11 protein-coding genes are annotated in these 12328 nt (G+C 43.4%); 6 read left to right on the top strand and 5 right to left on the bottom strand.

Annotation, left to right across the window (positions count from 1 at the left end; translation table 11 throughout):
- Nucleotides 1-66: 66 nt before the first annotated feature.
- On the top strand, nt 67-609 hold the full coding sequence (locus J3U67_RS00770) for an isochorismatase family protein (RefSeq protein WP_267403335.1): 543 nt from the start codon (nt 67-69) through the stop codon (nt 607-609).
- A gap of 176 nt (nt 610-785) precedes the next feature.
- Here J3U67_RS00770 and J3U67_RS00765 read toward each other — a convergent pair whose 3' ends face one another.
- Complete coding sequence (locus J3U67_RS00765; protein WP_100141511.1) at nt 786-1256, bottom strand: universal stress protein; 471 nt, start codon at nt 1254-1256, stop codon at nt 786-788.
- Between the two features lie 102 nt (nt 1257-1358).
- Between J3U67_RS00765 and J3U67_RS00760 the strand changes: the two genes are divergently transcribed.
- From J3U67_RS00760 to J3U67_RS00740, 5 genes are all read left to right on the top strand, one after another.
- Nucleotides 1359-2135 carry a tRNA threonylcarbamoyladenosine dehydratase gene (locus J3U67_RS00760; protein WP_267403376.1) on the top strand — a complete coding sequence of 259 codons (777 nt, stop codon included), beginning with the start codon at nt 1359-1361 and terminating at the stop codon, nt 2133-2135.
- Nucleotides 2136-2143: 8 nt separating this feature from the next.
- On the top strand, nt 2144-2950 hold the full coding sequence (locus J3U67_RS00755) for a segregation and condensation protein A (RefSeq protein ID WP_267403332.1): 807 nt from the start codon (nt 2144-2146) through the stop codon (nt 2948-2950).
- An 83-nt stretch (nt 2951-3033) separates the two neighbouring features.
- Nucleotides 3034-3945 carry a PaaI family thioesterase gene (locus J3U67_RS00750; RefSeq protein WP_267403330.1) on the top strand — a complete coding sequence of 304 codons (912 nt, stop codon included), beginning with the start codon at nt 3034-3036 and terminating at the stop codon, nt 3943-3945.
- 83 nt (nt 3946-4028) lie between these two features.
- Nucleotides 4029-5258: a nicotinate phosphoribosyltransferase gene (gene pncB / locus J3U67_RS00745; RefSeq protein WP_267403328.1), complete on the top strand. Its 1230-nt coding sequence runs from the start codon at nt 4029-4031 to the stop codon at nt 5256-5258.
- Between the two features lie 109 nt (nt 5259-5367).
- The gene (locus J3U67_RS00740; RefSeq protein ID WP_267403326.1) at nt 5368-5778 is read left to right on the top strand and encodes an RNA-binding S4 domain-containing protein; all 411 of its coding nucleotides are present in this window, start codon (nt 5368-5370) and stop codon (nt 5776-5778) included.
- Nucleotides 5779-5824: 46 nt separating this feature from the next.
- Here J3U67_RS00740 and J3U67_RS00735 read toward each other — a convergent pair whose 3' ends face one another.
- The 4 genes from J3U67_RS00735 to J3U67_RS00720 form a co-directional block, all read right to left on the bottom strand.
- Nucleotides 5825-6385 carry a TIR domain-containing protein gene (locus tag J3U67_RS00735; RefSeq protein ID WP_267389982.1) on the bottom strand — a complete coding sequence of 187 codons (561 nt, stop codon included), beginning with the start codon at nt 6383-6385 and terminating at the stop codon, nt 5825-5827.
- A 175-nt stretch (nt 6386-6560) separates the two neighbouring features.
- Entirely contained in the window at nt 6561-7973 is a 1413-nt protein-coding gene (gene lpdA, locus J3U67_RS00730; protein ID WP_267403324.1) for a dihydrolipoyl dehydrogenase, read from the bottom strand.
- A 147-nt stretch (nt 7974-8120) separates the two neighbouring features.
- Nucleotides 8121-9341, bottom strand: a complete 1221-nt coding sequence (gene odhB / locus J3U67_RS00725; protein ID WP_267403322.1) for a 2-oxoglutarate dehydrogenase complex dihydrolipoyllysine-residue succinyltransferase — start codon at nt 9339-9341, stop codon at nt 8121-8123.
- Nucleotides 9342-9407: 66 nt separating this feature from the next.
- On the bottom strand, nt 9408-12230 hold the full coding sequence (locus J3U67_RS00720) for a 2-oxoglutarate dehydrogenase E1 component (protein WP_100141519.1): 2823 nt from the start codon (nt 12228-12230) through the stop codon (nt 9408-9410).
- Nucleotides 12231-12328 lie beyond the last annotated feature (98 nt).

The raw sequence follows: 12328 nt of genomic DNA, 5'->3' as shown, positions 1-12328 counted from the left end.
CTTTCCGCTACCTATAAATAATGCATAATTATCGTGTAAATTACTCAACCCTTGGGAAAGCAAATTATGTTGTTAGACCGCAAACGCTCCGCCGTATTAATGATTGATTTACAGACACGCTTGCTGCCAGCCATCAGCAACACCGATGAACTACTAAACAGCAATGTATGGCTGGCCGAATTGGCAAATGATATGGCCATTCCAACCATCATAAGCGAACACTGTGTCGATAAAATTGGCTCTACCCGTGAAGAAATCATTACCGCTGCGCCGCAGGCTAAAATTGTACAAAAACAAAGCTTTTCTGTATATTCTGCTGGTGTACTTACAGCTGATAATCTGCAAAATGCAAGCCAGATTGTCATATCCGGTATAGAAGCGCATATTTGTGTATTACAAACAGCTCTGGACCTACGTTCGCAAGGATATGAAGTATTTGTTGTAGCCGATGCCATAGGTTCTCGCCGTCAACGTGATCTGGAGCTGGGTCTGTCTCGCATGCAGTCTAATGGATGCAATATAGTTAGCCGAGAAATGATAGCATTTGAATGGCTAGGTTCAGCCAATAATCCACAATTTCGAGAAATTCACAAAAAATTCATTCGTTAATTTAGTCTGAGTCCTCACATTACCACTGCACCCTTAATAAAAAATGGGTGCAGTTTTATTTTCATCCTCAGCACAATATTACAAAATAAAAAGCCGAATCCGTACCACCCCAGATTCAGCTTCATTTAAAGGATAATATATCCATTCTCAATTTCTGAATAAACCAGCGTTAGCCTTTAACCTTCCCCATTAGTATCACTTCGGATAATCAAGAGCGGCAAATTAGTTTCGCGCATCACTGTTTCAGCAAAACTACCCATAAGCAAATGCATTAGACCACTGCGTCCATGTGTACCTAAAATAATTAGATCACTACTTTTTTCGTCAGCATAATCCACCAGCATCTGAGCCATTTCCTTTGCTCCTTTATTAGCTATCAGCAAATGGCGGTGTACTCTGTCCTGCGGCAATTGTTTCAAAGCCTTATTTACCGCATCGTCCAGAACAGTATTCCCTTCAGACAATGCAGCCGCTTCGTAACTTTCATGCTGCAGAAACTCAGGTGCCAGCGCCATATATTCAGTCGGATTGGCCACATTTACCACTGTTAATTCTGCTTCTTCACTTTTAGCCAGTCCAATAGCATGCTCCAGAGCATTTTCTGAAGTATGGCTGCCATCCACCGCCACAAGTAAATGTTTGTACATGAAACTCTCCTTATCGTTTTTGCAATTCGAATCATCAGGCAGATACAGTATAATACCACTACCTGCTAAAAACGGCTTTTTGGATTTTACTACGTGTCGCAGATGTTCCATTCCTCAGTAAATTATCAGCGCCGCTTCGGTGGTATTGCACGATTATACGGCGAAGACTCCTTACAACGATTCGCCTCTGCACATATATGCATTGTTGGTCTCGGTGGCGTTGGCTCATGGGCTGCAGAAGCATTGGCACGCAGTGGTATCGGCTCTCTTACACTGATTGATTTGGACAACGTAGTTGAATCCAACATCAACCGACAGCTACCGGCTTTAATCAGCCTGATTGGCAAGCCAAAAGTAGAAGCACTGGCCGAACGCATTGCCGACATTAATCCCGATTGTCAGGTTAACTGCATCGAAGATTTCGTCGAGGTTGACAATATTAGCCAGATATTTAAACAACCCTTTGATTTTGTTATTGATGCTATTGATCAGGTGCGTGTCAAGGCAGCCATGGCTACTTACTTTATCGCACAGCACCAACCATTTATTGTTTCCGGTGGCGCCGGCGGACAGAAAAATGCCGCCCTAATTCAAAGTGCCGATTTAAGCCGTGTAACTAATGACCGCATGCTGGCCAGTATGCGTTACACCTTGCGCAAACGGCATGGTTTCAGTCACCAGCCGGCAGACAAGATGCACATACCCTGCATTTATTCGAGCGAAAATATTACTCCGCCACAAGCAGGTAGCTGCCAGACAGAATCAAGCGCTCCACAGGGGCTTTCCTGCGCTGGATATGGTGCTTCCATGGTGGTCACAGCCAGTTTCGGCCTGCGTTGTGCACAGGCGTGTCTTGATCATCTATGCAGACATACCTGAGCTCAAGCATGAATACCGTTAACCCAGCAGAACACACTGTTGCCATTTTATTCGGACAAGCTGTCACTGAAATTCCTCAGGATTTGTTTATCCCACCCGATGCATTACAAGTAGTTTTACAAAGCTTCGAGGGACCGCTGGATTTATTGTTATATTTGATCCGAAAACAAAATATCGACGTTCTCGATATTCCAATGCTCACCATAACCGAACAGTATCTCTCATACATTCAGCAAATGGAGCAGCATGAGCTGGATTTAACGGCTGAATATCTGCTAATGGCAGCGGTACTGATTGAAATCAAAACTCGCCTGCTCCTTCCTGCACCACCGGCCGAGGAAGAAGAAGTTGCTGACCCCCGCGCAGAACTGGTTCGCCGCCTGCTTGCATATGAACAGATAAAACTGGCCGCAGCCGGACTCGATGCCTTACCACGTGCTGGACGAGATTTCGGCTGGGCATGGCTACCAGTAGAACTCATTGCCGTCACTCAGCCACCTCAGGTACAGGTGGCTGATTTAACCCGCGCTTGGTTAGCGATTCTAGCGTGTTCACAGCACAATCGCAGCCATAATGTAATTAAAGAAACCTTATCAGTACGTGCTCAGATGAGTATGGTTTTGCGACACCTGCAAACTCGGCAGCAATGTTATTTCACCGAACTTTTCTGCCGTAATGATAGTTTGGCTTTGGTCGTTACCACATTCATTGCACTGCTGGAGCTCGCAAAAGAAGGTTTGGTGTACATTACTCAGCAACAAACAGATGATCCGATATCAATTAGAGCTGCCAGTAATAAATCTACTGACAATTAAGCGCCACATCAGAGACCAGTCACATAGTGACAAGTTTATTGAAAAACCCTAATATAAATAAATTTATATATCTGGATAAAGTCATGGCTGTCAACCCTACTATATTTAATACCGCTTTTAATACTTGTCTGGATTTACCTCATTGCCGTTGGCTAAAAATTTATGGTGAATGCACATCCGATGAACCTGTCATCTCTGTTGACTGGAGAGATGAACTGCTGGAAAACAAAGAAAGTGGCAATATCCATGGTGGTGTTATTACGACGCTAGTAGATATGGCTTCAGCCTGTACTCTTGCCTCCCAGTTCGAACGGTTTGAATCTATAGCAACACTAGATATGCGAATCGATTACCTGAAACAACCTGTATCCGGACAAGCTATTCACACACGTGCACATTGTTACAAAACCGAAGGACAGATCGCCTATATACGCAGCCATTGCTATCAAGAAGATGAAACCCAACCCTTTGCGCTGGGCATGGCTACCTTTGTTCACAGACTAATATCCCTTTCAGAGCTACAGGTAACAGTGAAACAGCTCAAAAATGAGCGATCCGAATTAAAAAGAGCCACAATTAATCATGACGCAGAATTAAAAAGAAAGGCCCATGAGTTGATGCCTTACAGCAAAGCCATCAATCTAAAAATCGGTACAGATACCGAAAATAGACGCATATATTGTCTACCTTTTTCTCCAGACCATATAGGTGATTTTATACAGATGGCATTACATGGCGGCCTAATCGGTGGTTTTTTACAAAGCTGTATAAATTTACATGTGATGGAAGAGTTAAATCTTTCTTCACCAGCCCGAATTATTGACTATTCAACTGATTATTTACTGAGTGGCAGGCCAGAGGACAGTTATGCCCGATGTGAGATCATTCATGCAGGTAAGCACATTTCACAGGTCACCGCAACCATGTGGCAAAGCCGAATTGAAAAGCCTATAGCTTTTGCTCGGGCACAGATACAAATGCCTGTAGTTGAATAAAGAAAATCAATTGTTTGTCCATTTCAGAAATTCAGTTACTCAATTTCTGTAACAGCAATATTTTAGTGAGTTGACCCAGCGTTATGGCTATTGATACCAACCGCCCGCCGATTATCCAGTCCTTACTGGACACAGACCTGTATAAATTCACCATGCTTCAGGTAGTCCTGCACCAGTTTCCACAAGCTACTGGGGTTTATGAATTTCGCTGTCGCAATAACCATGAAACCGCTTACCCGCTTGGAGATATTCTGGAAGAGCTTGACTGGGAATTAGATCGTCTATGCCAGATGAAATTCAACGAAGATGAATTACTATATCTGCGAAGCCTACGCTTCATCAAAAGCGATTTTGTCGACTACATGGAGCTGTTTCAGTTAAAACGTCGGTTTATCAGTACCAGTATCGATAACAATCATTATCTTAATATCCGCATAGAAGGCCCGATCATACAGGCCATGTTTTTTGAGATATTTGTTTTGTCGATAGTCAATGAACTTTACTTCCGTCGTCTAGAAACTCCTGAAATAATTGCTGAAGGAAAACGTCGATTAAAAAATAAAGCTGAGCTGATACACCAATATGCTAATGAACAGCAACATTATAGCTCACCTTTTATTGTTTCCGATTTTGGTACCCGCCGACGCTATCGTTATACATGGCAGAAACATGTCGTAAAAACCCTTCGCGAAGCCGCTCCCAACGTATTTCGCGGTACCAGCAATGTTCACATAGCCAAAGAATTTGGCCTAATACCTATCGGCACCATGGCACATGAATTCCTTCAGGCCTTTCAGGCGCTGGATGTACGTTTACGTGATTTCCAAAAAGCAGCTCTCGAAGCATGGGTACATGAATATCGCGGCGATTTAGGTATCGCTTTAACTGATGTAGTCGGCATGGATGCTTTCCTGCGCGATTTCGACCTATACTTTGCAAAGCTGTTTGATGGACTGCGCCATGACAGCGGCGATCCGTATATCTGGGGTGAAAAAGCCTACGATCATTATCAGAAACTGCGCATTGACACTCGTACCAAAATGTTAACATTCAGTGATGGACTCGACTTGCAGCGAGCATGGGATCTATACGTCCATTTTAACAAACGCTTCAAAACCAGCTTCGGTATTGGTACTAACTTCACCTGTGACATGGGATTGACACCATTAAACATCGTATTAAAACTGGTAGAATGCAATGGCCAGTCTGTAGCCAAAATTTCTGATTCACCTGGCAAAACCATGTCTGATAACAGCACATTTCTGGCTTATTTGCGCCAAGTATTCGATATATCAGATATCAACAAATATTAAACAAAATAAAGCCAGTGTATTATTTATAATAGCAACTCAGATAGAAAAGTTACTTTTTTACCGGCTTTAAATCATTTAAAAAAACACACCTATATAGGACACCCCAAAAATGAACAGAAATAACGATGCCAGCACCAACAGCATGCGACTGGACAAATGGCTATGGGCAGCACGTTTTTTTAAAACCCGAGCTCTGGCTCAGAAACACATCGAACTCGGACGCGTTTTGGTAAACGGAGCCAAAGTGAAAAACAGCAAAAATATTCAGGTAGGTGACAGTATAGACCTGACACTTAACTCATTGCCCTATAAAATTGAGGTTCAGCAACTCAATCACATGCGCCGACCCGCCTCTGAAGCACGTTTACTCTACAATGAAGACGAAAGCGTCGCCACCAAACGTGCAGAACTCAAAGCCCTCAAACAGGCCAGCCAGATAAGTGCTGCTTATCCCGATGGGCGGCCAACCAAACGAGATCGCAGAGCACTAGATAAAGTAAAAAGACACTGGGAAGACTGAATATAAATTCAACAGCAGCTCGGATAAAGCAAGTACCCTACTCATCTTACATAGTAAGCATATAATTATTAGGCTTAATGTGGGTATTCCTAACAAAATTACTCTTTTTAAGCGCCTTAGCTACCATTTCTTTATTGAATGGAACATGCAACACCGGCACCTGAGATTTTAACTTTTTAAAAAGCGGTAACTTATTCCAGAAATAGTGAACCTTAAAGTTCATATTATTTTTACCACTAACCAGCATATCTTTCTTTTCGCGTATTTCTGTATAAATCACAATTACCGGTAGCCTCAAACGCCCGATTCCATATTCAAGTTCCTCTTTCAAACTGCGTGACTGAAAAGTATCCTCACTTAATATTAAAATAATATTATCTGCTCGGTTTAAACGCTCTTTAATACGTGGCTTTAACACCCCTTCCCAATCACTACCGTCGCGTACATCATATTTTTTAGCATGAATATCATCAAACAGAAATTGCTCATCCTGAGTTTTCCACGTTTTCAGCTGATTATAAAAAAAATAGTCTCTTTGTATTAACGCCCCCGCCGCATACTCATTAAATGGTTCATCAACATAAAAAATACTGTAATTACTAGGCATAACATTTCTCCTCAATTATTATCCAGACCATCACCACACATCGGTAAATATTACAGTAAATATAAACAAAATCCCACTAAAAAACTTTAAAATACAGACACATATAATCAAATGTAATAATTAAGATAAAAAAAACCGCATCCCAGAGGATGCGGTTGATACTTACTTCTAATATTTATTTAATAGAAGAAGCAGCCTCATGCATAGCTTCAGACAAAGTCGGATGGGCATGAACAATACGGGTAATATCCTCACTAGAGGCTTTAAAGTCCATAGCCATTACTGCTTCGGCAATCAGCTCAGAAGCCACCGGCCCAATGATATGCGCACCCAGCACACGATCAGTTTCCGCATCGGCTAGAATCTTAACAAAACCTTTTGCCTGTCCCATACCCAGCGCACGACCATTTGCAGCAAAACTAGACTGACCTTTTTTATACTTCACGCCAGCAGCTTTCAACTGCTCCTCAGTCTGACCAACCCAAGCGATTTCCGGATGAGTATACATCACAGCAGGAATGGTATTCATATCTACAAACGGTTTCTGACCAGCAATACGTTCAGCCACTGCCACACCCTCAGCAGAGGCTTTATGAGCCAGCATCGGGCCTCGTACTACGTCGCCAATCGCCCAAACATTAGGCAGATTAGTACGGCATTCATCGTCCACTACAATAAAACCACGTTCGTCTTTTTGCAGGCCAACACCCTCAGCATTCAGACCATTGGTATTTGGAATACGGCCAATCGCAATAATTAACTTATCAAAAGACACGGTTTTTTCTTCACCGCCAACAGTATATTTAACCGTCACACTGTTTTCAGCTTTAACAATTTCATTCACCGTTACACCCAGATGAATGTTCAGACCCTGCTCTTTAGTGAAAACCTTAAATGCTTCTTTTGCCACCTGCTGGTCAGCAGCAGCTAAGAAAGTAGGCATTGCTTCCAGAATGGTTACTTCTGAGCCTAGACGATTCCATACAGAACCCATTTCCAGACCAATCACACCGGAACCAATCATACCCAGCTTAGTTGGTACCGCTTCAAGATTCAGCGCACCTTCATTATCCAATACATTAATATTATCAATTTCAGTAATTGGCAGCGGGCGCGGTACAGATCCAGTAGCAACAATCACATGCTTAGCTGTAACCTGCTGTTTGTTACCATTGGCATCTACTTCAATCTGCCATAAACCATCAGCCTGACCAACCAGAGAACCTTTACCAAAAATACTTTCAACTTTGTCTTTTTTGAACAGAAAACCAATACCATTTGTCAGCTTACTAACAATAGCATCTTTACGTTCAATCATTTTTTTTGCATCAAAGCCCTTAACCTGAACATCAATACCATGTTCAGCAAATTCAGATTGCGCGGCATGGTAATTCTCACTGGTCTGCAACAAAGCTTTAGAAGGAATGCAACCTACATTTAGACAAGTACCACCCAGAGCCGGACCATCCCCTTTTTTATTTAAACCAGCATCAATACAGGCAGTTTTAAAACCCAGCTCAGCCGCACGAATGGCTGCAACATAGCCCCCAGGACCAGCACCGATTACCACAACGTCAAATTGAGACATTAAAATTCCTTTCAATCATGAATATTTCTGACTGATAAAATAAAACCGTAATGTGGCACAAACGCCATTTGATTCGGTGTGGCCAGCATTACGGTTTATCTTCATCAAGCTGCCATAATTTGAGAATACGGCAGCCAGCAAATCAAATTACAGTTCCAGCAACAAGCGAGCAGGATCTTCCAGCGCATCCTTAATAGCTACCAGTGTCAACACAGCTTCACGGCCATCAATCAGACGATGGTCATAAGACAGAGCCAGATACATCATCGGACGTACCACTACCTGACCATTTTCTACTACTGCACGTTCTTTGGTTGCATGCATGCCCAAAATAGCAGACTGAGGTGGATTAATAATCGGTGTAGACATCATAGAACCGAATGTTCCACCATTGGTAATACTGAATGTACCACCAGTCAGGTCTTCCAGAGCCAGCTTACCGTCTTTAGCTTTAACTGCATAATCATGAATGGCCTGCTCAATATCAGCAATGCTCATCTGATCTGCATCACGCAAAATAGGCACAACTAAACCACGAGGACTGCCAATAGCAATACCAATATCAAAATAGCCATGATAAACAACATCAGTGCCATCAATAGAAGCATTAACCACAGGGTATTTCTTCAACGCAGCCACTGCAGCTTTAACAAAGAAAGACATAAAGCCCAGTTTAATACCATATTCTTTCTGGAACTGTTCTTTATAACGGTTACGCAAATCCATAACCGGCTTCATATTCACTTCGTTAAATGTAGTCAGAATCGCATTTTCATGCTGAGACTGCAGCAAACGTTCAGCAACACGTGAACGCAGACGAGACATCGGCACGCGCTGTTCTACACGATCACCGGCAGCCACAGGTGTAGCAGCTTTAGTAGTAGCCATGGTCGGAGCAGCAGCCAATGCAGAGGCTGCAGCAGCAACATCTTCTTTTAATACACGACCATCACGACCAGAACCTTGGATCGTAGCAGTATTTACACCTTTTTCCGCAGCCAGCTTAGCAGCTGCAGGCATAGCTACACCAGCCTGAGACTGATTTGCCGGTGCAGCAGGAGCAGAAGTTGCAGCAGCAGGGGCAGATTCCGCAGGGGCAGCAGCGGCTGGCGCAGATGCTTCAGCAGTAGCTGAAGTATCAATTTTGGCCAGTAACTGACCAGCAGTCACAGTAGCACCATCTACTTCAATAATTTCGACCAACTTACCTGCTTGCTGAGCAGGCAGCTCCAACACAACTTTATCCGTTTCCAGATCAATCAGGTTTTCATCACGCTGTACGAATTCACCCACTTTTTTATTCCAGGTCATCAGAGTGGCTTCAGTCACACTTTCCGGAAGCATGGGAACGGTTACATCAATAATCATGGATTACTCCTAAAAAAGGGCCAAAGGCCACCACACAGGTGGCCGGTTATTCATTACAGATTCGGATTATTTCAATTCCAGAGCATCATCAACCAATTGTTTCAGCTGAGCAACATGTTTGCTCATATAGCCCACAGCTGGAGAGGCGCTGGCAGGACGGCCGGCAAAAATAACTTTCTGCTTGCTGCTGGCAATCGCTTCAATGCGGTGACGGATCTGGAACCATGCACCCTGATTTTTCGGTTCTTCCTGAGCCCACAGAATTTCAGTAGCATTCGGGTAGCGGCTTAGTTCAGCAGCCAGTTGCTCGTAAGGGAAAGGATACAACTGTTCAACACGCACAATCGCGATATCCTTGCCTAAATCACGTTCCATACGTGCTTTATTGATATCGTAGTACACCTGACCGGCGCACAGAATCACACGCTTAACAGTATTTTCATTGCCCTCAACCTGATCACCGATTACCGGTCGGAAAGAATGGCCTTCAGTGAAATCACTGAGCGGACTCATAGACTCATTGAAACGCAACAGACGTTTGGACATGAAAATAACAAGAGGTTTACGATACGGACGCAATACCTGACGACGCAACACATGGAACATCTGCGAAGCTTCAGACGGCATTACCACCTGAATATTTTCTTCAGAACACAATTGCAGCCAGCGTTCCAGACGACCAGAAGAGTGCTCAGGACCTTGTCCATCATAACCGTGCGGTAAAATCACCGTTAGACCACACAGACGACCCCATTTGGTTTCACCTGAAGTGATGAATTGGTCAATGGCAACCTGTGCACCATTGGCAAAATCACCAAACTGACCTTCCCAGATAACTAAACGATCTGGAGCACTGCAAGCAAAACCATATTCATAAGCCAATACAGCTTCTTCATTCAGAATGGAATCAATTACCAAGAAAGAAGCCTGATTATCACTCAAGTTACGCAATGGTACGTAAGCACCAGCATCACTTTTTTCCCGTTTCTGATCATGCAGCACAGCATGGCGATGCGAGAATGTTCCGCGACCGGAATCTTCACCAGAAATACGTACACCATTACCATTGGTTACTAAGCTTGCATAAGCAAGTGTTTCAGCCATACCCCAATCAACAGGTTGAGTACCCTCTGCCATAGCAACACGGTTAGCCAACATTCTTTTAACAGTATTATGTGGCGTAAAGCCCTCAGGCAGCGCAGTAAATTTAGCAGTAAGACGTTTAATATCGGCCTCAGGAATACCGGTTTCTACCGGATGATTCCAGTGAGTACCAATATATGGTGTCCAGTCTACAGCATGCTTGTGGTTGTAATCAGTCAGCGTGGTCTGTTCTACATGCTCACCTTTATCCAGCGCATCACGATAAGCCTGAATCATTCCATCAGCTGCTTCTTTGCTAATCACATTTTCATTTACCAGACGGTCTGAATACAATGCACGGGTACCCGGATGCTGATGAATCTTGTTGTACATCATAGGCTGCGTGAGCATCGGGTCATCACCCTCGTTATGACCCAGTTTGCGGAAGCAAACGATATCCACAACTACATCTTTGCCAAAAGACTTACGATAATCCATCGCTAGTCCCATTACATAGCTCACTGCTTCAGGATCATCACCGTTTACATGGAAAATCGGCGCATCAACCATTTTAGCCAAATCAGTGCAGTACACGGTAGAACGGGTATCGCGTAAATCAGAAGTCGTAAAACCAATCTGATTATTAATTACAATATGAATCGTGCCACCGGTAGTATAACCACGGGTTTGAGACAGGTTGAAATTAGCCTGATTCACACCCAGACCAATAAACGCAGAATCACCATGAATCAGTACCGGTAATACTGCTTTACGACCTGATTCCCCACGGCGTTTCTGGCGTGCACGCACAGCACCTTCCACAACCGGATTCACAATTTCCAGATGAGATGGATTGAATGCCAGAGAAACATGCAGCGGACCATTACCAGTAGCCAAGTCAGATGTGAAGCCCATATGGTATTTCACGTCACCACTTGGTAGCGTCGTAGTATATTTACCTTCAAACTCGCTAAACAAATCGCGAGGTTCTTTGCCTAGGATGTTAACCAGCACGTTCAAACGGCCACGGTGCGCCATACCAATCATGACTTCTTCTACACCCTGACTGCCACAATGCTGCATCAGATAATCCAGCGCAACAATAGTACTTTCGCCGCCTTCCAGAGAAAAACGTTTTTGACCTACATAGCGAGTATGCAGATAGCGCTCTAGGGTTTCAGCCGCAGTAAGCTGCTTCAGAATACGGCGTTTGTGTTCAGGAGTATAACTACCGGCAGACAAATCTTTTTCTACACGATCTTGCACCCAGTTACGCTCATCTGGACGAGTAATGTGCATAAATTCCACACCAACCGTACCACAATAAGTCTGATCCAGTTTATTTATAATTTCAGACAAAGGCAGCTGCTGGCTGCGGGAAAAATCACTGCCAGTATAGAATTTAGTAGACATATCAGCAGCAGTCAGACCGTACTGTGCCGGATCCAGCTCAGCCAGATATTCTTTTGGACGCCGTTTCAACGGATCCAGATTAGCATTACGGCTGCCCAGAATACGATAAGCATTCATCAGATTTAAAACTGATACTTGCTTTTGCAACATATTTAAATCAACACTACCCTGTGCAGCACCATGCTGTTTGGACAGATTTACAAACGACTCTTGAATCGGTAATTGCGGTATATCTTTGGCAACATAGCCCGGCAAAGCAGCCACTTTGTCAAAATAATCTTTCCAGTATTCATCAACTGAATCTCTATCTTTCAGGTAGCTCTCATATAACTCCTCTATATAAGGAGCATTGGCACCGTATAAATAAGAAAGACTGGTTTTTTCTTCCATCATGGTAAAAACCCTTTTTTACCTTAAACTATAAAACAGGAATATAACTATCCCCTACCAATATTCAACTCGAGAATCGAATGCCGATTCCAGATTACCGC

It is taken from the genome of Snodgrassella sp. B3837 (assembly GCF_026535955.1).
Taxonomy (GTDB): Bacteria; Pseudomonadota; Gammaproteobacteria; order Burkholderiales; family Neisseriaceae; genus Snodgrassella; species Snodgrassella alvi_E.
This window is presented reverse-complemented; position numbering and strand designations above follow the sequence as displayed.